The sequence below is a fragment of the Brevirhabdus sp. genome (genome assembly GCF_052826345.1).
Genome location: NZ_JBRBUA010000054.1, coordinates 22,713 through 43,965, shown reverse-complemented (window position 1 = coordinate 43,965; position 21,253 = coordinate 22,713). Strand labels below are relative to the sequence as shown.

The following is a 21,253-nucleotide window of genomic DNA, read 5'->3' as shown; positions in this document are numbered from 1 at the left end:
ATGAGCATAGGACGAGCATCGCATGGGGCCGAAGACCGCCCCCGCGCCGTGGACGGCCGCGCGCCCGACGTGTTCAGCCGCGACGGCTGGGTTCCGATGCGCCAGCACAGCCTGAACGAGGAGGTCGATTTTGCCATCGTGGGCGCGGGCTGCGGCGGTTCGGTGCTGGCGATGAAGCTGGCCGAGGCGGGCCATTCGGTCGTCGTGTTCGACGCCGGACCGTTCTGGCGGCCGCTGTCGGATTTCGCCTCGGACGAGCGGGAGCAGGACAAGCTCTACTGGCTGGACCCGCGGATTTCCGGCGGGGATGACCCGCTGGAACTCGGCGCCAACAACTCGGGCCGTGCGGTCGGCGGCTCCACCACGCATTTCCAGATGGTCTCGCTGCGCTTCCGGCCGGACTGGTTCAAATCGCGCAGCAAGCTGGGCTATGCGGTGGATTGGCCGGTCGATTGGCGCGAGATGTGGCGCTACTACGCCGAGGCCGAGCGCGCGATGGCGATCTCGGGGCCGATCAACTACCCTTGGGGGCCGCGGCGCGGCCGCTATCCCTACCGCGCGCATGAGGTCAACGCGGCCGGGCTGGTGCTCGCGCGCGGCGCCGAGGCGCTGGGCGTGCCCTGGTCGCCCACGCCGCTGGCAACCGTTTCCGCCCCGCGCGGTAAGTCGCCGCCCTGCGTCTATCGCGGCATGTGCAAGATCGGCTGTTCGACCAACGCCAAGCAATCCATGCTGGTCACCTACATCCCCCGCGCGCTGGCCGCCGGGGCCGAGATCCGCGACCTCGCCATGGTCGCGCGCATCGAGACCGGCGCCGACGGCCGCGTCGCGGGGGTGGAATTTCACCGCGACGGCGGGCGCCATTTCCAGAAGGCCCGGAACGTCATCGTCGCGGGCTATTCGATCGAGACACCCCGGCTGCTGTTGAATTCCGCCTGCAAGGCGCATCCGAACGGGCTGGCCAACAATTCCGACCAGGTCGGACGCTATCTCATGGTCCATTCCAACCATGCTGTCTGGGCCGAGATGGACGAGGAGATCCGCTGGTACAAGGGGCCGCCCTCGATGGCCTGCTGCGAACATTGGAACTACGATGACGATGATCCCTCGCGCGATTTCCACGGCGGCTATTCCTTCATGAGCCAGGGTCCGCTGCCGGGCGATTTCGCGGGCACGCTCGTCACCTCGACCGGGGCGTTCGGGATGGAGCTGCGCGAGCGGATGGCGCGTTATAACCGCATGGCCGGGCTCAAGATCGTGGGCGAGACCATGCCGCAGGCGCGCAACCGCGTGACGCTGAGCGACGAGCAGGACGAATTCGGCATCCCGCGTGCCCGGGTCACCTTCGGCTATTGCGACAACGACAAGCGGCTCTACAAGCATTCGCTGCGGTTCATGAAGCAGATGCTGGAAGCCGCGGGCGGGCACGACCTGCTGGAAACCGCCAGCACCGCGCATCTGATGGGGGGCTGCCGAATGGGCAGCAACCGCGAGGAGTCGGTGACGGATTCCGATGGGCGCACCTGGGACATTCCCAATCTGTGGATCTGCGACGGCTCTCTCATGCCGACCGCGGGCGGGGTGAACCCGGCGCTGACCATCGTGGCCAATTCCGCGCGGATCGGGGACCGGATGGTCGAAATGGGCCGCAGGGGCGAGCTGTGACAGCGCCCGGCGCGACCCTGCCCCTGCGCGATCGCGGCTATGCGCCGATCGGCGACTACGCTCTGATCGGCGACACGATGACCGGCGCGCTGATCGCGCGCGACGGCGCGCTGGACTGGCTGTGCCTGCCGAATTTCGACAATGCCGCGTGGTTCGCCGCGCTGCTCGACAGCGAGCGCGGCGGACGTTTTTTCGTCGGCGCCCCCGCACCGGACCGGATCGAGCGTTGCTATATCGGTCATTCCGCCGTGCTGCGCACCCGCGTGAGCAGCGACGACGGCGTCCTGCAAGTCACCGATTTCATGCCGATGGGGCTGCACGGCACCCGCGGGCTCGGCCCGACGCGCAGGGTGCTGCGTCTGGTCGAAGCGCTGGAGGGAAGCCCGCGCGTCGCCGTCAGCTTTTCGCCGCGTCCGGGCTATGGCGCGCAGGTGCCCGATATCGTCGGCCTCAAGGGCGGCGCATGGCGGGTGGCCGACGGGCGCGACTGGATGCTGCTGCAATCGGACGTCGCGCTGGCGCCTTCGGGACAGGGCACGCTGACCGGGCAGGAACGTCTGCGAAAGGGCGAGACGCGCCATTTCTGCCTGTCGTATTGCCAGGGCGCGCCCGGTGTGGTGCCCCCGATGGGCGCCGCATCCCGCCGAGAGCTTGCGGCGACGCTGGAATGGTGGGGCGATTTCGTGGATCAGATCGACTACGACGGCCCGTTCCGCGCGGCGCTGATCCGGTCGGTGGTGACGCTTCGCCTGCTGACCTTCAGCATGTCGGGGGCGGTGCTGGCGGCGGCCACCACATCCCTGCCCGAAGCGATCGGCGGGGGGCGGAACTGGGATTACCGCTTTTGCTGGCTGCGCGATGCGTCGTTCATGCTGAACGCCTTCGTCGCGGTCGGCTGCATGGACGAGGGCGCGGCCTTCCTGCGCTGGCTGCTTTACGCGACGCAGCTGACCTCGCCCCGGCTCAACACGTTCTATACCGTGTTCGGCCGCGTCGACATCACGCAACACAAGATCCAGTCGCTGGAGGGATATCGAGGCTCCGGCCCGGTACACCGGGGAAATGCCGCGCAGCCGCAGCTTCAGCTCGACGCCTACGGCTCCATCGTCGGAGCGGCGCGGACTTTCGCGAAACACGGCGGCACGCTGTCGCGATCCGAGGCGCGTCGACTGAAAGGCTATGCCGATACCGCGGCGCGCGAGTGGTCGCTGCCCGACGACGGCCTGTGGGAAATGCCCGGCCCCCGCTGCCACAACACCTATTCCAAGGTGATGTGCTGGGCGGCGCTGGATGCGTTCTGCGAGCTGTGCCGCAGCGGCTCCTTGACCGACGACCCCGCGCAGCATGTGCAGGAGCGCGACGCGATCCGCGAGAACATCCTGGCACGCGCCTGGAACCCCCGGCTGGGCGCGTTCAGCGGGGCCTACGGACAGGATTGGCTGGACGCGAGCCTGCTGCTGATGCCGCGTCTGGGCTTCATCGATGCCAACGATCCGCGCATGATCGCCACCTATGAGGCGATCGAGCGACAGCTGGGCCATGGCGCGCAGATGCGGCGCTACGCCGACGGGGTGGACGGCATGCCATCGACCGAGGGGACGTTCACCGCCTGCGGCTTCTGGGCCGCGGACTATCTGGCGCGCAGGGGCGATATCGACGCGGCCGAGGCGCGGATTGCGGCCCTTCTCGACCGCGCGAACGACCTGTCGCTCATGTCCGAGGAGCTGGACCCGGAGACGGGCGCGCAGCTCGGAAACTTCCCGCAGGGTTTTTCCCACGCGGGGCTGGTCGGGGCGCTGCTGGCCGTCAGCGATGCCCGTGCCGCGCGAAAGGAAAGCCGATGACAGCCCTTGAACTTGCCCTGAACAACTGGCCCGCCTGGGCATTATGGGGTCTGATCGCGAGCGTCGGCATGGCGACGTTGATGGAAGGCGCCCAGCTTGGCGGGATTTCCCGCATGAGCCTGCCGTTCCTCTTCGGCACCTTCGTGACGGACGACCGGCGACGCGCCATCATCGCGGGATACGTCGCCTATCTGCTGGGCGGCTGGATCTTCGCATTCCTCTACGCGCTGATCCTGGGCAGCTTTGCCGGGCTCGGACTCTGGTCGCTCACCGGCGTCGGGCTGCTGACGGGGCTTGCGCACGGGGCGTTTCTGATTACCGTGTTCATGAGCACCCTGCCCTATGTCCACCCGCGCGTGGCCAGCGACTACGGCGGCATGAACGATCTGGGCCTTGTCGAGCCGCCGGGCGCGTTCGGCCTGAACTACGGCCGCGCCACGCCGATAATAACGGTCGCGGCACAGACGCTTTACGGAATCGTGCTGGGGCTGGGCTACGGGCTGGCCATCGCCTCATAGCCCGGAGGGGCGCGACAAGGGCGGGTTGCGGGCTGGGGCACCTGCTCTTGCCCGGAACGGGGCGACAGGCGCGCGATGGCGGATCTGCATGGCTGCCGGGCGCAAAATGCCGCGTGCAGCGCAAATTCCATCTGCTATGCGTCGCATATGGATATCATCGTCATCACCACGATCATCGCGTCGCTGTTCCTCGTGATCGGCGCGGCCGAGCCGCTGGCCGCACGGCTGCGGCTGCCCTACAGCGTGATACTGGCGGTTCTGGGCGTGATGATCGGCCTGGGCGCGACCTTTTTCCTGCGCACCTCGCTGACCGATGCGCTGAACCCCGTGGCCGAAGCGATCCTCGAGTTGCCGATCCGCTCCAACGTCTTCCTCTACGTGTTTCTGCCGACATTGCTGTTTCAGGCGACGCTGGGCATGAACCTGCGCCGGATGCTGGATGACTGGGTGCCGATCCTGGTGCTGGCGGTGGTGGCGGTGGTGGTGGCGACGCTCAGCGTCGGATACGCCCTCGCCTGGTCCAGCGCACTGCCGCTGGCCGCCTGTCTGCTGATCGGCGCGATCGTCTCGACGACCGACCCTTCGGCGGTGGTCTCCATCTTTCGCTCCATCTCCGCGCCGCGTCGGCTTGCCCGCATCATCGAGGGCGAAAGCCTGCTCAACGACGCCGCCGCCATCGCGCTTTTCGGCCTGTTCATGGGCTTCGTCATGCTGGGAATGCCCGACCCCGAGCTTGGCGCGGCGCTCGCCCGGTTTCCGATGCTGATCTTCGGCGGCGCCTTCACCGGATGGCTGGCGGCGCGGATCGCCGTCTGGGTCATGGCGCTGTTCAGCCGCCATGAGCTGGCGCAGATCTCGGTGTCGGTCGCGCTGCCCTATCTTGTCTACATCGGAGCGGAACAAAGCATCGGGGCGTCGGGCGTGATCGCCGTGGTCGCGGCGGGACTGACGCTCAACCTGGCCGCGCCCGGACGGCTGCCGCCGCAGGCCTGGGCCAACCTGCGGGAGCTTTGGGACGTGCTGGCGCATTGGGCCGGGGCGCTGATCTTCATCCTCGCCGCGCTGTTGATCCCCCGCCTGTTGCAAGAGGTCAGGCTTGACGATTTCCTGCTGGTCGGCGTGGTGATCCTCGCGGCGGTCGCGGCGCGGGCGATGATCCTGTTCGGTCTGCTGCCGCTTCTGACACGGCTCAAGCTGTCGCCCGCGGTCGAGCGGCCCTACCGCGTCGCGATCCTGTGGGGCGGGCTGCGCGGGGCGGTGACGCTGGCGCTGGCACTGGCGGTCACCGAGAGTTTCCGGGTGCCGGACGGCATCCAGCGCGTGGTGGGCATCCTCGCCACGGGCTTCACGCTTTTCACGCTGATCGTGCAGGGCACCACGTTGCGATGGATCATCGGTCGGCTGGGCCTCGACCGGCTGTCGCCCATCGACGAGGCCCTGTCGCGGCAAGTCGTCGCGGTGGCGCTTCAGACCGTGCGCGAGGATATCGCGCGCACCACCGAAAACTACGACCTGAGCCACGACATCATCCGGTCCGAGGCCAAACGCTTCGGCGAGCGGCTGGACGACGCGGTGAGGGCCGCCGAAGACAGCGCCGACATCCTCGATCGCGACCGGATCGCACTGGGGCTGATCGTGCTGGCGGGTCATGAGCGCGACGCGATTCTCAACCGGGTGCGCGAACGTACGATATCGGCGCGCATGGCCGAAAAGATCCTGCCCGACGCCGACCGGCTGATCGAAGGGGCGCATTCGCAGGGCCGCAGCGGCTATCAGCGCGCGGCGCGGCGCAGCGTCGCCTACGGGTCGGCCTTCCGAACCGCCGTCATGCTGAACGGCAGGCTCGGCCTGGCCGCGCCGCTGGCCAGGATGACGGCGGACCGGTTCGAGCTGCTGCTGTCGCAGCGGCTGATCCTGCGCGATCTGGGCGGCTTTATCGACGGGCGCATCCGACGCATTCACGGGCGCCGCGTGGCCGATCTGCTGGACGAGCTTCTGTCGCGCCGGATCGAAGCGGTGGAAACCGCGCTGGAGGGGCTGCGGCTGCAATATCCCGGCTATGCCGAACGGCTGGAGCGGCGCTTCATCCGGCGCACGGCGCTGCGGCTGGAGGAGCGCGAATACATGATGATGCGCGAGGACGGGCTGATCGGCGCAGAGGTCTACACCGCGCTGATGGAGGATCTTTCCGCGCGCCGCGCCGCCGCGGAAACGCGCCCGCGCCTCGATATCGCGCTACAAAGGACGGCGCTCGTCCGTCAATTCCCGTTGTTCAGCGAATTCGACGATCGCGCGTTGAAACGCCTGGGCCGCGCGCTGGAGCCGCGCTACGTCAACGCGGGCGACGTTGTCATCCGCAAGGACAGCGCCACGAAAAGCGTCTTTTTCATCGCCTCGGGCGCGGTGGAGCTGAGGAGCGCGGGCCAGACCTGGCGGCTGGGGCGCGGCGAGATGTTCGGCCAGATGGCGGTTCTGATGAGAAAATCACCCCGCGCCGAAGCGAACGCGATCGCCCCCACCACGCTGCTGGTGCTTGACGAGGAACGATTCCGCAGGCTGCTCGACCGCAGCAGGGCGCTGCGCGAGGCCGTCCGTGCCAGCGCCGAAAAACGCGGAATCGATCCGTCGAGCCTGCTGCCCGGTGCGGGCTAGGGCGGCCTGGCGCTACTCCTCGAGCGGAAAATCGACGTGGATGTGGTTGCCGTCGGGGTCCCACAGGTTGAAAGCGGCGATGCCGGTCTGCTCGTTGACGCTCCGCCGGAAGGCCGCCTTGCGCGTCAGCAGGCGCGATTCCAGCGCCGCCGCGCCGCGGGCGCTAAAGGCGAAATGTTCCAGTTTCAGCCCCGCTTCGGACCCGACCAGCGGTTTGCCGTCGATCTCCACCAGATGGATCACGGCCACGTCGCCCGCATAGAGCCAGGCGCCGGGAAACGGAAAATCGGGGCGTGGGCCGACGTGCAGTTCCAGCACCTCTTCATACCAGGCGATCATTGCCGCAAGCTGCGTCGTGCGCAGATTCACATGGTCCAGTCGTTCGATCCGCATGGTCACCCCTGTCGTTGACGGCGCGTTGATGGGGGCCGCCGCCCGCCTGCAAACAAGATAACCCGCATCGACCGACATTTGAAACCGCCCCGACGCCCCGCCAATAGCCCGGCGGTGCAGCAGGTCGCATCCTGCCGCGCGTTACTTCGCCGTGCTGTCCGTCGCCAGGGACCGGCTGGCGCGGCCCTCGGCACGACGGTTGCGCTCGGCCTCGGCGATGGCGGCGTCGATCGGGGCGCGGTCGGGAGTGCCCGAGAAATTGGCGCGCGTCGGCATCGCGTTGGCCACATGCAGGTAACGCTCCCCGGCGACGTCCAGCAGACGGGCCAACTCGGCCAGCGGATCGGCGTGATCGTCGGCGCGGATGTCAAGAAAGGCGTGATCTTCGCCCCGGTGGATCACGAGCCCCGCCGCCTGCCGCCCGCGCTTGTCACCGCCCGCGCGTTCGCCCGCCTCCATCGCGGCGAGCATGCGCTGCGCCAGCGGCAGGTCGCTGTCTGCCCCGAAGGCGTCAAACGCGTCGAAGGTCTCGGCCACGACCTCGGGGCCCGTCAGCATGTTGCCCGCCACCGAATGCAGCCGCCCGGTCCGGTGCCCCGCCCAATCGACACAATCCGCGCCGGTGAAGGCGGCGAAATTGCCCGCGCTGTCCATCATGTGGCACTGGCGGCTCGGTGCGCCCGCGTCGCGACCGGCGAATTCGGCCAGAAGCTCCTCGGCGGTCTCGCCCGCCTCCAGCCGCGCGCGGCCTTCGGTGCCCCACAACGGGTTGACGAAGGATTGCGTGGCCACCGCGACGCGACGCCCGACATAGGGCACCGCCGCGCCACATGCGAAAAAGCGGCTGGCCACGGCGATGCCGATTTCCCCGGTCCGGTCGTCGCGTGCGATCAGCGAATAGGTCATGATCTAGCGCCCCACCGCATAGGCCTGCATCAGGCGCGGGGTCGCCGCCGCCTGAAGCCGCCCGTCGGCATGGCGCAACGCCGCCGTCAGCCGCCCGACCGACCAGGGCTCCGCCACGGTGACCTTGTGACCGCGCGCGCGCAGCTCCGCGATCACCTCCTCGCCGACGGAAGGTTCGATCATCATCTCGCCCGGGTTTGCCTTTCGCGGAAAGAAGCTGCCCTGAAAATGCAGCGAATGGAACAGGGGCGCATCCATGCCCTGTTGCAGATCCAGCCCGTGATGCACGAAACGCAGGAACCAGACCAGCTGCCACTGGTCCTGCTGGTCGCCGCCCGGCGTGCCGAAGACGAGCCGCGCGCCGTCCTTTTCCGCGATGCTGGGGGTCAGCGTCGTACGCGGCCTGCGCCCCGGTGCGAGCGAGGTCGGCAGACCTTCTTGCAGCCAGAACATCTGGGCACGCGAATTCAGCGGAAAGCCCAGTCCCGGCACCACGGGATTGCTTTGCAGCCATCCCCCGGAGGGCGTTGCCGCAACGGCGTTGCCCCAACGGTCGATGATATCGAGATGCACCGTATCGCCGCGCTTTTCGGTCAGATGCGCCATCGTGGGTTCCTGCGGCGCCGCCTCGGTCACGCCGAAATCCTGCCCGGCGCGGCGGATGTAGGCATCCGCCAGATGCTCTTGCCCCGGCACCCGGCCGGGGCGTTGTTCCACCGATGCGGATGCGCCGATCAGCTTCGCGCGTTCGGCGTTGTAGGCATCCGAAAGCAGATGCGCGATCGGGATCTGACTGTGCGCGGGATCGCCGTAATAGGCCTCGCGGTCGGCAAAGGCGAGCTTCATCGCCTCGATCACCGTATGCACGAAATCGGCACCCATCGGGTCCATCGACGCCAGGTCGAAATGCTTGAGGATCGCCAGGGCCTGCAACAGCACCGGCCCCTGCGACCAGGGCGCGGTCTTGTGCACCGTCCAGCCGTGGTAGTCGTAGCTGAGCGTGTCCTCATAGCTGGCCGACCACCCCGCCATGTCAGAGCGCGCCAGCACGCCCGCGTGCTTCTGCTCCGACACGTCATGCACCTCGGCGTCCTTGAGGTAATCCTCGATCGCCTGCGCGACGAAGCCGTCGGACCAGCTGCGGCGGGCCGCGTCGATCTGGGCCACGCGGTCGGCGCCCGCGGCTTCGCCTTCGCTGACCAGACGCTCATATGTGGCCGCGAGGGCCGGGTTGCAAAACAGCGCGTGGGCCTCGGGCGCCGCGCCGCCCGGCGTCCAGACCTCGGCGGATGTGGGCCATTGCTCGGCGAAATACCCGGCCAGGTCGGCGATGGTGTTCGCCACGCGCGGCAGCATCGGATGGCCGTCGCGCGCGTAGTCGATCGCGGGCTGCATCACCTCGCGCAAGCTCATCGTGCCATGGTCGCGCAGCATCAGCAGCCAGCCGTCGAAGGCGCCGGGCACCACCGTTGCCAAAAGCCCCGAGCCCGGGATCAGCGTCAGCCCCTGTGCCTTGTAGTGTTCGATCGTGGCACCGGCGGGCGCGACGCCCTGCGCGCAGATGACTTGCGTCTTGCCGCTGTCGGCGCTGTGAAAGATCACCGGCAGATCGCCGGCGGGTCCGTTGAGGTGCGGCTCCACGATCTGGAGCGCGAAGCCCGCCGCCACGGCCGCGTCAAAGGCGTTGCCGCCGCGCTCCAGCACCCCGAACCCGACCGCCGAGGCGATCCAATGCGTGGTGGCGACGACACCGAAGGTTCCGCGTATCTCCGGGCGGGTGGTGAAATCGGTCATGAGATCTCCGTGAGGTTACTGTTCGCGCGGGTCCAGCGCATCGCGCAGCCCGTCGCCCAAAAGATTGAAGCCCAGCACGACCAGAAAGATCGCGATGCCGGGCCAAAGCGCCATCCAGGGCGCCTGATTCAGGAAATTCTTTGCCGTGTTCAGCATCGATCCCCAGGACGGCGCGGGCGGCTGCTGGCCCAGCCCCAGGAACGACAGCGAGGCCTCGGCGATGATGGCGGTGGCGATGGTCAGCGTGGCCTGCACCAGAACCGGCGGCAGCACGTTGGGAAAGATGTAGCGCGCCAGGATCCGCGGCGTCGACAGGCCGATCGCGCGGGCGCTGTCGACGTAATCCTCGGCGGCGACCGACAGCACCTGCCCGCGCGTCAGCCGCACGAATATGGGCGTGGCGGAAATGCCGATGGCGATCATCGCATTGGTCAGGCTGGGCCCCAGAAACGCCGCCAGCGCGATCGCCAGGATCAGGAAGGGCGCGGCCAGAAACGCCTCGGTGCAGCGGGAAATCACCGCATCGGTCCAGCCGCCGAAATAGCCCGCCAGAATGCCCAGCGGCACGCCAATGCTGACCGCGATGGCGACCGACACCACCCCCGCCAGCAAGGACGCCTGCGCGCCCCAGATCATGCGCGCCAGCACGTCGCGGCCGATCTCGTCCGTGCCCAGCCAATGCGCGGCCGAGGGCGCCTTGCGCACCGCGCCCCAATCGGTCGCGGCGGGATCGGGGATCGGCAGGATCGGTGCCGCGGCGGCGATAATCACGAAGAACGCCACCAGCAGCCCGCCCAGCATGGCGCTGCGGTGATTGCGGAATTTCTTCCATACGCGGTTTTCGGGCCGGGCGGACAGCACCGGATCGGTCGCGCTTTGGGCGTCGATGGTGATGGGGGTCGCGGATTGGGCCATCACTGTTTCCTCAGGCGCGGGTTCAGCAGCACATAGGCCACATCGGCCAGCAGGTTCATGAAGATGAAGCCCACCGCCGTCACCAGCACGATGCCCTGCACCACGGCGTAATCGCGGTTGAACACGGCATCGACCACCAGCTTGCCGAAGCCCGGAATGGTGAAGATCTGCTCGGTCAGCACCGCGCCCGCGATCAGTTCGCCGAACAGCAGCGCGGTCAGCGTGACGATGGGCGTAAGCGCATTGCGGAACGCGTGTTTCAGGATCACCCGGCGTTCCACCAGCCCCTTGGCGCGCGCGGTGCGCACGTAATCCGACGTCAGCACGGTCAGCATCGCCGAACGGGTGTGGCGCATCAACGTCGCCGCCAGCGCCGTGCCCAGCACGAAGGCCGGCATGATCATCACCATGATCGACCGTGCGGGATCTTCGGACAGCGGCACATAGCCCGACGCCGGCAGCAGCTGCCATTTCACCGACACCAGCAGGATCAGCATGATGCCCAGCCAGAAATTGGGAATGGACAGTCCCGACAGCGCCACCACATTGGCCACATAGTCAGTCACCGTCCCCTTTTTCACCGCCGACAGGATGCCCGCGGGAATGCCGATCACCAAGGCGAACAGCATCGCCATCACCGCCAGCTGGATCGTCACCGGCAGCTTTTCCCCGATCAGTTCCAGCACCGGCTGATTGGTCCTGAGCGAAATGCCCAGATCGCCGATCAGCGCATTGCCCACCCAGGTCAGGTACTGGATCGGAATGGGATCGTTCAGCCGGTATTTCTCGCGCAGGAATTCCAGCACCTGCGGGTCGCGTTCCTCGCCCGCCATTGCCAGCACCGGATCGCCGGGCAGCAGCTTTTGCAGCGTGAACACGAAGACCGAGATCAGGATGATGGTCGGGATCGCGATCACCAGACGTCGCGCGATGAAGCTCAGCATGAAAAATTCTTTCAAGTGGGAGGCGCCGCCGACCGGGGCCGGCGGCGCGCAAAAGCGATCAGCTTGCTTCCTTGGTCACGCCTTCCAGACGGATCATGCCGTCGGGGTAGGGCACGAACCCCTTGATCGACTTGTTCAGCGCCCAGATCCAGGTCTGGTGGTACAGATAGACGATCGGCAGCTCCTCGTTTAGGATCTTGCGCGCGGCGTCATAGCTTTTCTTGCGCTCGGCCTGGTCGTTGGACCTGCGCGCCGCGTTCAGCAGCTTGTCCACCTCGGGGTTCGAGAACTTGGAATCGTTGATGCCGCCATCGGTGGTCATGAACTGATGGATGTTGCCATCGGGATCGACCCGGCCCGACCAGCCGATCTGGCTGGCCTGATAATCGCCCGCAGACTGATCCGACAGCAGCGTCGCGAATTCCTTGGACGTCAGCGAGATGCGGATCCCGGCCTCGGCGGCCATCGACTGAACCACCTGCATCAGCTGCAACGGCACGGTCGTGTTGGGCACCTGCACCTCTAGGTCGATGCCGTCGGGAAAGCCCGCTTCGGCCAGCAGGGCCTTGGCCTTTGCGACATCGCGCTTGGGCACCGCGAATTCCTTGTCATACCACGGTGAATTCGGCGGGAAGGGCTGATTGCCGGCGGCAAAGGCGCCTTCGAACACCACCTGGTTGATCGCCTCACGGTCGATCGCATAGCTCAGCGCCTGGCGCAGCCGCTTGTCCTTGCCCCAGGGATTATCCGCCTTGTCGCCGTTGCCCACGTTGAAGGTGATGCCCTGATAGCCCAGCGATACTGCGCTTTCGACCTGGATGTTCGGGTCGGCCTTGGCCTGCGCCAGATCGGTGGCGGCCAGTCGTTCCAGAATGTCGATATCACCCGATTGCAGGTTGGCCAGACGCACGGTCGTGTCGGGGATCGGCAGGAAGGTCACCGTGTCGAAGTGGTATTTGTCCGCATCGTAGTAATCGGCGAATTTCTCCAGCACGATGCGATCCTGCGCCACGCGCTCCTTGAACTTGAACGGGCCGGAACAGACCGGGTTCAGGCCGAAATCCGCACCCGCCTTGTCGGCCGCCGCGGGCGAGATCATCATCCCCGCGCGGTCGGCAAGCTGCGCCAGCAGCGTGGCGTCGGCGTCCTTCAGATCCATGCGGATCTCATATTCGCCCAGCACCTCGGTGCCGGTGATCGAGGCCAGCTCCGACTTGCGGCGCGATTCGTCCAGCGTCTGGCTGCGTTTGATGTTGGCAGCCACCGCCTCGGCGTTGAAGGGCGTGCCGTCGTGGAATGTGACGCCCTCGCGCAGCTTCATCGTCATCTGCTTGCCGTCGTCGGAAAAGCTCCATTCCGTCGCCAGCTGCGGGATGATCTCGAGATCGGGGGTGATGTCGACCAGCTTGTCGCAAAGCGAGGCATAGACGATGCGCCCCACAAAGGTGCGCGACTGGTCCGGGTCCAGCACATCGGCGTCGGATTGCAGCGCAATCCGCAGGTCCGCCGCCTGCGCGCCCAGCGTCGTCGCCCCCAGAAGGGCCGCGGCGAGGGTCATTTCCATCAGTTTCATGGCTTACTCTCCTTGTTGGTTCGAGACGTTTTCTTGGTTTTTGCTTTTGGCGACGGGGTGTTGTTCCAGCCCCTTCATCGCGTCGTGATACATGGCAAACCGGGTCTGCACCGCCGCCGAGCGCGGCTTGCCGTCGGCCAGAACCGCATCGGGATGGGCGCTGGCAATGTCCTCAAAGAAATGGCACGCGGCCATCTGCGGACCCGCCGCGCCGGTGGGGCGCAGGGCGGGCGTTTCGGTGCGGCAGCGCGCCTGCACAAAGGGACAGCGGGTGTGAAACCGACAGCCCTTGGGCGGGTTCGCGGGGCTCGGCATCTCGCCCGTCAGGGCGATCGGGTTGCGCTGGCGTCCCGGTTCCGCCACCGGGATCGCCGACAGCAGGGCACGCGTGTAGGGGTGGCGCGGCGCGTCGAATATGGTCTCCACCGGGCCCTGCTCGACGATCTGGCCCAGATACATCACGGCGACGCGGTCGCTCATGTGGCGGATGACGGCCAGATCATGCGCGATGATCACCAGCGTCAGGCCCAGCGCGTCGCGCAGATCGCCCAGCAGGTTGATCACCTGCGCCTGCACCGACACATCCAGCGCCGAGACCGGCTCATCCCCGATCACCAGCCGCGGCGCCGACGCCAGCGCCCGCGCGATCCCGATCCGTTGCCGCTGACCGCCGGAAAACTCATGCGGATAGCGCCCCGCATGTTCCGCCCGCAGCCCGACCTGCCCCAGCAGTTCCGCGACCTTGCCGCGCCGCTCCGCTGCGGTCATCTGCGGGAAATGCGTCTCCAGCGGTTCACCGATCAGGCGGCCCACGCTCATCCGCGGATTGAGCGAGGAGAACGGGTCCTGAAAGATGAACTGCATGTCCCGGCGCAGCGCGGTCAGCTCCCGCCCCTTCAGCGTGCCGATATCCTGCCCGGCAAAGATCACGCTGCCGTCGGTCGGGCTCAGCAGGCGCATCAGCAACCGAGCGAGCGTCGATTTCCCGCAGCCCGATTCCCCCACGATCGCGAAGGTCTCGCCCTCGCGGATATCCAGCGACACGTCGTCGACGGCCCTGATCACCGAATGGTCGCCAAGGACGCCACCGCCGCTCTTGAAGTATTTCTTCAGGCTCCGGGCGGTAAGGATTGCCATGTCGCTCATCCCGCCGCCCTCAACCCGGTTTCCAGCGGTGCGAAATGACACAGCGCGCGATGCCCCCCGCCGAAGTCGACCGCGGGCGGCGTCTTGGCGCAGATCGGGCGCGCAAAGGGGCAGCGGGTGGAAAACCGGCAGCCCTGCGGCATCGTCTCGGCGTTGGGCACCATGCCGGGGACTGTCGCCAGCCGTTCGCGCGGCCCCGTCAGACGCGGGATCGAGGACATCAGCCCGATGGTATAGGGATGCTGCGGGTCGTCGAAGATGCGGTCGGCGGGCCCGGATTCCACGATGGTGCCCGCATACATCACCGCCACGCTGTCGGCGATTTCGGCGACGACGCCCAGATCGTGCGTGATCATGATCGTGCCCATTCCCGTTTCCGCCTGAAGATCGCGGATCAGGTCGAGGATCTGCGCCTGGATCGTCACGTCGAGCGCGGTCGTGGGTTCATCCGCGATCAGCAGCGCCGGATCGTTGACCAGCGCCATGGCGATCATCACCCGTTGCCGCATCCCGCCGGACAGCTGGTGCGGATATTCGCGCATCCGCTTTTCCGGGTCGGGAATGCCCACCCGGCCCAGCATCGCCACGGCGCGCTCTTCGCTTTGCTGGCGGGTGCTATCGCTGTGGCATTGCACGGCTTCGGCGATCTGGTCGCCGATGCGGAACACCGGGTTCAGCGACGTCATGGGTTCCTGAAAGATCATCGTCATCCGGCTGCCGCGCAGCCCGCGCATCGCGCGGGTGTCCGACAACTCGTGCGTGCGCCCTTCGAAGCGCATCGTGCCGCTGCGGATATCGGCGGCCCCCGGCGGCAGCAGGCCCATCACCGCCAGCGACGTCACGCTTTTGCCGCAGCCCGATTCGCCGACAATGCACAATGTCTGGCCCGAATTGACCGAGAAGGACACACCGCTGATCAGGTCCATCGGCGCGCCGCGGAACCGCAGACTGAAATCGCTGACCGCCAGCAAGGCGGCGTCATCAGGTCGGGTGGATGAAGTCAAATCCGGGTCTTCTCTGTTGAGCCGCCTCGTTGTTGACCAAACCATGCGGGCAGCACGTCTGCCATGTCAATTGTTAACACTGCGCCGAAAACCGCCCCCCCCGACATGGGCGAGCAGGGTGCCGTTGCGTGTCGATCCTCGATCGATCGTCCCGGTTGGCGGTCGTCAGATGCGAGGCGAAAGCAGCGCCTCAAGATCCGCGTTCAGCTTGGATTCCACATCCTCGTTGGTCAACTCGGAGACAGAAACAAACTGGATGAAGCGCGTGTTCTGCAAATGGAACAGGGCCTTGCCCATGTCGAATGCGCTTACCTCGCGCGCGAGCGCACCGCGGTCCTGCAACCGCTCTATCTGGTGGCCCAGCGCCAGCGCCAATTGCTGATCCAGCGCATGATAGGCTTTCCCGAAGGGTGAATCCGCTTCGATCACCGAAGCCGCGATAACCTGCCGCCACAGCGCGCGGGTCAGGTGCGAAAGGGCATGGGCGCGGATAACGGCCGCGAAGCGCAATACGAGTGCATGAAGCCCCCCGTCATATTCCGCAAATTCATCGGCGATCAGATCCAGCAGACGGCGATCGCTTTCCGTGACCAGCGCCAGGAGGATGCCGGACTTGGTGCCATAGTAATTGTGCACCGTGACGCCCGAGACCCCGGCGGTTTCGGCAATCGCCTCGATCGTGCTTTTTTCATACCCCGATTCGCCGAAGGCCGCGCGCGCGGCCTCGAGTATGCGGCTGCGCCGATCTGCTTTTTGCCGCTCTCTCAACCCGGACACGCGTGGCTCCCGTCTTTATTGAATGCCGAGTATGCGCGGCGGAAAAATATTTTTCCATAGTAAAAGTTTTAGTTGCATAAAGTTTTATTCCGGGCAACGCTTGATCCAAAGTTCATAAAAATGGATGGGAGATGACGATGCGTAAAATACTCATGGCGGCAGCGACGGGCCTTGTGGCGCTGGCAACCCTGCCCGCCGCGGCGGCACAAACGATCAATGTCGGTATCTGTGTATCCTGGCCGGGCTATGGCATGCTGAAGCTCGCGCAGGAAAAAGGCCTCATCGAGGACTACGACCTGAATTTCACCATTTTCGAAGATCCCCTCGGCGGCCATGCCGCGCTGGCGGCGGGCCAGATCGACGCCTACGGCTGCACGATCGACTATGTTCCGCTGGTGGTGGAACGCGGCACCGACGTCGTGAACGTGGCCTTCATGAACCCCTCCTACGGTGTGGACCATGTGATCCTGGCGCCCGACACCGCGCCTGCCGACCTCAAGGGGCGCAAGGTTTCGGCGCCGCAGGCCTACATCGGCCAATTGCTGATGGGTCTGTACCTCGATCGCGAGGGCGTGCCCGTCGACGACGTGACATGGGTGAACCTGAACGCGGATGAGGCGGTCGGCCCCATGCTGTCGGGCGACCTCTCGGCCGCCTATATGTACGAGCCCTGGATTTCCAAGGTGTTGCAGGCCCTGCCCGGCGCCAAGAGCGTCATCGACACCTCCGACCCGAAGGTGCTGGAGACCGGGATCTTCAACGACGGGCTTTACATGAACACCAAGTTCATCGCCGACAAGCGCGAGGCGGCGCTGGCGGTGCTCAAGGCGCGCTGGGACGGGCTCGGCTACTGGAACCAGAACACCGAGGAAGCCAACCAGATGCTCGCGGACTTCTTCCAATGGCCGGTCGAGGACGTGCAGTTCGTTGTCGGCACCAACGGCAAGAGCTTCGACGGCGGCATCTACATGTTCGATTTCGACGAATCCGCGCGGATGTGCGGTGTGCTGGAAGGCGAGCCGCCCTTCGGCATCGAAAACGGCGCCATGCCGCGCGTGATCTCGGACATCAACAAATGGTGGATCAAGCTGGGCCTGATGAAGACCGAAATCGACGCATCGAAAGGCATCGACTGCTCGTTGATGGGCGATCTGGTCAAGTCGGGCTACCGCCAGACATTGAAGGCGCACTGATCCCTTGTCCAACCCTTCTACAAACTCTCCTGCGTCCGCCCCGGGGCGGACGCCGCCGCGCCCCTCCTTCCTGACGGTCCGCCGCCCGGTGTCGCGCATTCAGGCGCTCATCTCGGGGCTGATGGTCTGGGCGCTGTTTTTCGCGATCTGGGTGCTGGCCACGCGCGCGGGCTGGGTCAACGCCCTGCTGGTGCCGCCGCCCGGCGATGTGATCACCAGCCTTTGGGATCTGTTCGCCAACCGCGGGTTCGGCTGGGACGTGCTGATTTCCATCACCCGCGTGATGGTGGCCTTCGCACTGGCCTGCGCCATCGCCATTCCGCTGGGCGTCAGCGCGGGCAGCTTTCCGGCCGTCGAGGCGCTGGTGATGCCCTTCGTCTCGGCCTGGCGCTATCTGCCGGCCCCCTCCTTCATTCCGATCCTGCTGATGTGGTTCGGCACCGGCGAGGCGCCGAAGCTGGCGCTGCTGTTCATCGGGGTCGTGTTCTTTCTGATCACGCTGGTCGTCGATCACACCAAGAACGTCCGCAAGGAGCTGATCGAGACCGCGCTGACCCTGGGCGCCAACCGGTCGGTCACGGTGGGGCGGGTGATCTTTCCCGCCGTGCTGCCCGATATCATGGTCGCCATGCGCCAGATGCTGGCGATGGCCTGGACCTATCTGGTGATCGCGGAAATCGTCGCCTCCACCACCGGGATCGGCGCGATGATGATGCGGGCACGGCGGTTCCTGAACACCGACGAGATCCTGGCCGGGATCATCGTGATCGGCGCGCTGGGGCTGCTGTTCGACCTGGCCTTCGCCGCGCTGCACCGCGCCGCATTCCCCTATCTTCGAACGAGGCGCGGATGAGCGATACGATCCTGTCCCTGTCCGGCGTGTCCAAGGTATTCGACCTGGGCGGCGGACACAGCATCGAGGCCGTGCGCGATGTCTCCTTCGACGTGCAGCGCAATGCCATCAGCGTGCTTCTGGGGCCCTCGGGCTGCGGCAAGTCCACCGTGCTGCGCATGATCGCCGGGCTGGAAGACCCCAGCGCGGGCACGGTGCAGTTGAATGGCCAAGAGGTGCACGGCCCCGGCCGCGACCGGGGCATGGTGTTCCAGGCCTATACCTCCTTCGATTGGCTCTCGGTCCGGCGCAACGTCGAATTCGGGATGAAGATCAACGGCGTGCCCAAGGCCGAACGGCAGGAACGCGCCGCCCATTTCATCGATCTGGTGGGGCTGACCAAATTCATCGACGCCTATCCGACGCAATTGTCGGGCGGCATGCGACAGCGGGTGGCCATCGCGCGCACCCTGGCCAACGACCCGGCGCTGCTGCTGATGGATGAACCCTTCGGCGCGCTGGATGCCGAAACCCGCTGGCACATGCAGGAACTGCTGGTCGAGATCGCCGAAAGGGCGGAGACCACCATCGTCATGGTCACCCACGACATAGAAGAAGCGATCTTTCTGGCCGACCAGATCGTGTTCCTGTCGGCCCATCCCGGCCAGATCAAGGAACAGATCCACCCCGAGTTCAAGCAAGGCCGTGTCGCCGACAAGGAAAGCGTCATCGCGCGGCCCGGCTACGGCGACATGGAACGCCACATCATGCGCCTGATGCGCGAAGAAGGGACAAGAGAATGACGCAGCACGCACGCCCCGTCCTGATGACCGAAATGACCTGGCCCGATTATGCCGAAGCGCTCAAGGGCGACCCGGTGGTCTTTCTGCCGACCGGCACGCTGGAACAGCACGGCCCGCACCTGCCGATGGGGGTGGATCACATGCTGCCGCTGGCGATCTGCGCCGATGTCGCGCGCGCGGTCGGCGGCGTGGTGGCGGCGCCCGTCTGCTATGGCTATAAATCGCTGCCCAGATCGGGCGGCGGTCCGTTCTTTCCCGGCTCTGTCGGGCTGGACGGCGGCACGCTCAGCGCGACGGTGCGCGATGTGATCCGCGAATTGGTGCGCCACGGCATCCGCCGGGTCTGCGTGATCGACGGGCATTTCGAAAACCGCTGGTTCCTGAACGAGGGCATCGACCTGGCGATGCGCGATGCCGCCGGGCGCGATCTGCATGTCATGTGCCTGCAACACTGGGACTTTCTGACCCCGGACACGCTGGCGCAGGTCTTCCCCGGCGAGTATCCGGGGATAGAGCTGGAACATGCGGCGGTGCTGGAAACCTCGCTCATGCTGCATTTCCATCCCGATCTGGTGCGCGAGGATCTGATCCCCGACAATGCGCCCGCCGATGCCCCGCCCTATGATTTCTGGCCCGCACGCCGCGCCTGGGTGCCCGAAGAGGGCTCGTTGACCACCGCCAGGGGCGCCAGCCGCGAAAAGGGCGCGCTGATGGCCGCGCAATACCGCCGCGACATCTCTGCCGCCGTGCGCCGGGAATTCGGGCTGGACGCATGAAGGCGCGTTTCGATTTCACCGGCAGCTCGGTACTGGTGACGGGCGCCAGCCGCGGCATCGGCCTGGGGATCGCGCGCGCCTTTGCGGACGCGGGGGCCGGGCTGACGATCCTCGCCGACAGCCACGACATCCACGACGCCGCGCGGGATCTGCCGGGCGATGTGCGGGCGCTGGTCTGCGACATCTCCGATCCGGCGGCGGTAGAGCAGGCCCTGGCCGGGCTGGGCCGCATCGACGTGCTGGTCAACAACGCCGGCATGGAACGCCCGACGCCGCTCGACGGCGGGCGCGACGCCGCCGACACCGCGCGGCGCATCCTGTCGGTCAATGTCTCGGGCACCGAAAACGTGACCCGTGCCGCCCTGCCGCTGATGCCCGACGGGGCGCGCATCGTGCTGACCTCTTCGATCTGGGGCAAGACGGCGGTGCCGCGGTTTTCGGGCTACGTCGCCTCGAAACACGCGATCATCGGGCTGGCGCGCACCTGGGCTGCCGAACTGGGGCCGCGCGGGATCACCGTCAACGCGGTCTGCCCCGGCTGGGTGCGCACCGGCGCCGCCGAAGCCTCGTTGCGCGACATGGCGCAGACCAGCGGCCGCAGCGAAGACGCGCTGCTCGATGAAATCATGGCCGGTCAGGCGATCGGCGGCTTGATGGAGCCCGCGGATGTCGCGGGCACCTATCTGTTCCTGGCCAGCGACGCGGCGGAGAACATCACCGGACAGGCCCTGACCGTCGACCGCGGCGAGATCCTGGCATGAGCGCGCTCCACCCCGACACACCCCTGACGGGGCAGGTTGCCGTCGTCACCGGCGGCAGCCGCGGCATCGGGCTGGCCATTGCCCGCGCGCTCTGCACGGCGGGCGCGGATGTGGCGATCTGCCATCCGGACGATCCGCAGGCTGAGAGCGCGCTTGAAACCCTCGGGCGGGCCGGGCCCGGCCGCGCCATCGCCCTGCCCGCCGATGTCAGCGACGAGGCCCAGGTCGTGGCGCTTTTCGATCAGGTGGCCGACAGGCTGGGCGTGCCCGATCTGGTCTATGCCAACGCGGGCATTCTGCACGAAACGCCGCTGCGTCAGACCGATGCCGCCGATTTCGACCGGGTCATCGCCGTCAACCTGCGCGGCGCCTTCCTGACCGCGCGCGAGGCCGCGCGCCGGATGAAAAAGGGGCGCATCATCTTCACCGCTTCGGATCTGGGGCTGCTCGGGCGCGAAAACATGGCGGCCTACTGCGCGTCCAAGGGCGGCGTCATTGCCCTGACGCGCAGCCTTGCGCGCGAACTGGCGCCCGATATCCTGGTCAATGCGATCGCCCCCGGCTCGATCGAGACCGACATGACCGCGGGCATGACCCCCGAGGCCCTGGCGCGCGATCTGGACACGCCCGCCGGGCGTCTGGGACGGCCCGAAGAAATCGCCGCGATGGCGCTGTTTCTCGCCGGCGCGGACGCGGGGTTCGTGACCGGTCAATGCCTGGGCGTCAACGGCGGCAGCGCAATGTATTGAAACAAGGG

19 protein-coding genes are annotated in these 21,253 nt (G+C 66.6%); 10 read left to right on the top strand and 9 right to left on the bottom strand.

The genetic code is table 11. From position 1 onward, the window contains the following. The 4 genes from ACU0BR_RS06545 (at position 1) to ACU0BR_RS06530 (ending at position 6,679) form a co-directional block, all read left to right on the top strand. A complete protein-coding gene (locus ACU0BR_RS06545) occupies positions 1-1,665 on the top strand; it encodes a GMC family oxidoreductase (RefSeq protein WP_446156045.1) in 1,665 nt (554 codons plus the stop codon). Then, positions 1,662-3,509, top strand: a complete 1,848-nt coding sequence (locus tag ACU0BR_RS06540; RefSeq protein ID WP_446156044.1) for a glycoside hydrolase family 15 protein — start codon at positions 1,662-1,664, stop codon at positions 3,507-3,509. Before ACU0BR_RS06545 ends, ACU0BR_RS06540 begins: the two co-directional genes overlap by 4 nt. Then, a complete protein-coding gene (locus tag ACU0BR_RS06535; protein ID WP_446156043.1) occupies positions 3,506-4,027 on the top strand; it encodes a hypothetical protein in 522 nt (173 codons plus the stop codon). The genes ACU0BR_RS06540 and ACU0BR_RS06535 overlap by 4 nt, the downstream gene beginning before the upstream one ends. Positions 4,028-4,174: 147 nt before the next feature. Further along, positions 4,175-6,679: a cation:proton antiporter gene (locus ACU0BR_RS06530; RefSeq protein WP_446156042.1), complete on the top strand. Its 2,505-nt coding sequence runs from the start codon at positions 4,175-4,177 to the stop codon at positions 6,677-6,679. Positions 6,680-6,691: 12 nt separating this feature from the next. Here the strand turns inward: ACU0BR_RS06530 and ACU0BR_RS06525 are convergent, their stop codons facing one another. The 9 genes from ACU0BR_RS06525 to ACU0BR_RS06485 form a co-directional block, all read right to left on the bottom strand. Further along, positions 6,692-7,072: a VOC family protein gene (locus ACU0BR_RS06525; protein ID WP_446156041.1), complete on the bottom strand. Its 381-nt coding sequence runs from the start codon at positions 7,070-7,072 to the stop codon at positions 6,692-6,694. A gap of 141 nt (positions 7,073-7,213) precedes the next feature. Then, complete coding sequence (locus tag ACU0BR_RS06520) at positions 7,214-7,978, bottom strand: DUF1028 domain-containing protein (protein ID WP_446156040.1); 765 nt, start codon at positions 7,976-7,978, stop codon at positions 7,214-7,216. Positions 7,979-7,981: 3 nt separating this feature from the next. Further along, the gene (locus ACU0BR_RS06515) at positions 7,982-9,772 is read right to left on the bottom strand and encodes a gamma-glutamyltransferase family protein (protein ID WP_446156039.1); all 1,791 of its coding nucleotides are present in this window, start codon (positions 9,770-9,772) and stop codon (positions 7,982-7,984) included. Between the two features lie 15 nt (positions 9,773-9,787). Beyond that, positions 9,788-10,687, bottom strand: a complete 900-nt coding sequence (locus tag ACU0BR_RS06510) for an ABC transporter permease (RefSeq protein WP_446156038.1) — start codon at positions 10,685-10,687, stop codon at positions 9,788-9,790. After that, positions 10,687-11,631: an ABC transporter permease gene (locus ACU0BR_RS06505; protein ID WP_446156037.1), complete on the bottom strand. Its 945-nt coding sequence runs from the start codon at positions 11,629-11,631 to the stop codon at positions 10,687-10,689. Before ACU0BR_RS06505 ends, ACU0BR_RS06510 begins: the two co-directional genes overlap by 1 nt. A gap of 58 nt (positions 11,632-11,689) precedes the next feature. Further along, the gene (locus ACU0BR_RS06500; protein WP_446156036.1) at positions 11,690-13,204 is read right to left on the bottom strand and encodes an ABC transporter substrate-binding protein; all 1,515 of its coding nucleotides are present in this window, start codon (positions 13,202-13,204) and stop codon (positions 11,690-11,692) included. 3 nt (positions 13,205-13,207) lie between these two features. Continuing rightward, positions 13,208-14,350, bottom strand: a complete 1,143-nt coding sequence (locus ACU0BR_RS06495; protein ID WP_446156035.1) for an ABC transporter ATP-binding protein — start codon at positions 14,348-14,350, stop codon at positions 13,208-13,210. Beyond that, the gene (locus ACU0BR_RS06490) at positions 14,347-15,354 is read right to left on the bottom strand and encodes an ABC transporter ATP-binding protein (RefSeq protein WP_446156034.1); all 1,008 of its coding nucleotides are present in this window, start codon (positions 15,352-15,354) and stop codon (positions 14,347-14,349) included. Before ACU0BR_RS06490 ends, ACU0BR_RS06495 begins: the two co-directional genes overlap by 4 nt. A 165-nt stretch (positions 15,355-15,519) precedes the next feature. Next, positions 15,520-16,131: a TetR/AcrR family transcriptional regulator gene (locus ACU0BR_RS06485; protein ID WP_446156033.1), complete on the bottom strand. Its 612-nt coding sequence runs from the start codon at positions 16,129-16,131 to the stop codon at positions 15,520-15,522. Positions 16,132-16,268: 137 nt separating this feature from the next. Between ACU0BR_RS06485 and ACU0BR_RS06480 the strand changes: the two genes are divergently transcribed. From ACU0BR_RS06480 to ACU0BR_RS06455, 6 genes are all read left to right on the top strand, one after another. Beyond that, complete coding sequence (locus tag ACU0BR_RS06480; RefSeq protein WP_446156032.1) at positions 16,269-17,324, top strand: ABC transporter substrate-binding protein; 1,056 nt, start codon at positions 16,269-16,271, stop codon at positions 17,322-17,324. 88 nt (positions 17,325-17,412) lie between these two features. Further along, on the top strand, positions 17,413-18,177 hold the full coding sequence (locus tag ACU0BR_RS06475; RefSeq protein WP_446156031.1) for an ABC transporter permease: 765 nt from the start codon (positions 17,413-17,415) through the stop codon (positions 18,175-18,177). After that, complete coding sequence (locus tag ACU0BR_RS06470) at positions 18,174-18,959, top strand: ABC transporter ATP-binding protein (RefSeq protein WP_446156030.1); 786 nt, start codon at positions 18,174-18,176, stop codon at positions 18,957-18,959. The genes ACU0BR_RS06475 and ACU0BR_RS06470 overlap by 4 nt, the downstream gene beginning before the upstream one ends. After that, positions 18,956-19,735, top strand: a complete 780-nt coding sequence (locus ACU0BR_RS06465) for a creatininase (protein ID WP_446156029.1) — start codon at positions 18,956-18,958, stop codon at positions 19,733-19,735. The genes ACU0BR_RS06470 and ACU0BR_RS06465 overlap by 4 nt, the downstream gene beginning before the upstream one ends. Continuing rightward, positions 19,732-20,496 carry an SDR family NAD(P)-dependent oxidoreductase gene (locus ACU0BR_RS06460; protein WP_446156028.1) on the top strand — a complete coding sequence of 255 codons (765 nt, stop codon included), beginning with the start codon at positions 19,732-19,734 and terminating at the stop codon, positions 20,494-20,496. The genes ACU0BR_RS06465 and ACU0BR_RS06460 overlap by 4 nt, the downstream gene beginning before the upstream one ends. Then, positions 20,493-21,245 carry an SDR family NAD(P)-dependent oxidoreductase gene (locus ACU0BR_RS06455; RefSeq protein WP_446156027.1) on the top strand — a complete coding sequence of 251 codons (753 nt, stop codon included), beginning with the start codon at positions 20,493-20,495 and terminating at the stop codon, positions 21,243-21,245. The genes ACU0BR_RS06460 and ACU0BR_RS06455 overlap by 4 nt, the downstream gene beginning before the upstream one ends. Positions 21,246-21,253 lie beyond the last annotated feature (8 nt).

Coding starts and splice junctions, on each gene's coding strand:
- ACU0BR_RS06505 (WP_446156037.1), bottom strand. CDS start 11,631: ATGCTGAGCTTCATCGCGCGACGTCTGGTGATCGCGATCCCGACCATC.
- ACU0BR_RS06545 (WP_446156045.1), top strand. CDS start 1: ATGAGCATAGGACGAGCATCGCATGGGGCCGAAGACCGCCCCCGCGCC.
- ACU0BR_RS06495 (WP_446156035.1), bottom strand. CDS start 14,350: ATGAGCGACATGGCAATCCTTACCGCCCGGAGCCTGAAGAAATACTTC.
- ACU0BR_RS06455 (WP_446156027.1), top strand. CDS start 20,493: ATGAGCGCGCTCCACCCCGACACACCCCTGACGGGGCAGGTTGCCGTC.
- ACU0BR_RS06465 (WP_446156029.1), top strand. CDS start 18,956: ATGACGCAGCACGCACGCCCCGTCCTGATGACCGAAATGACCTGGCCC.
- ACU0BR_RS06530 (WP_446156042.1), top strand. CDS start 4,175: ATGGATATCATCGTCATCACCACGATCATCGCGTCGCTGTTCCTCGTG.
- ACU0BR_RS06510 (WP_446156038.1), bottom strand. CDS start 10,687: ATGGCCCAATCCGCGACCCCCATCACCATCGACGCCCAAAGCGCGACC.
- ACU0BR_RS06520 (WP_446156040.1), bottom strand. CDS start 7,978: ATGACCTATTCGCTGATCGCACGCGACGACCGGACCGGGGAAATCGGC.
- ACU0BR_RS06525 (WP_446156041.1), bottom strand. CDS start 7,072: ATGCGGATCGAACGACTGGACCATGTGAATCTGCGCACGACGCAGCTT.
- ACU0BR_RS06470 (WP_446156030.1), top strand. CDS start 18,174: ATGAGCGATACGATCCTGTCCCTGTCCGGCGTGTCCAAGGTATTCGAC.
- ACU0BR_RS06535 (WP_446156043.1), top strand. CDS start 3,506: ATGACAGCCCTTGAACTTGCCCTGAACAACTGGCCCGCCTGGGCATTA.
- ACU0BR_RS06460 (WP_446156028.1), top strand. CDS start 19,732: ATGAAGGCGCGTTTCGATTTCACCGGCAGCTCGGTACTGGTGACGGGC.
- ACU0BR_RS06480 (WP_446156032.1), top strand. CDS start 16,269: ATGCGTAAAATACTCATGGCGGCAGCGACGGGCCTTGTGGCGCTGGCA.
- ACU0BR_RS06500 (WP_446156036.1), bottom strand. CDS start 13,204: ATGAAACTGATGGAAATGACCCTCGCCGCGGCCCTTCTGGGGGCGACG.
- ACU0BR_RS06515 (WP_446156039.1), bottom strand. CDS start 9,772: ATGACCGATTTCACCACCCGCCCGGAGATACGCGGAACCTTCGGTGTC.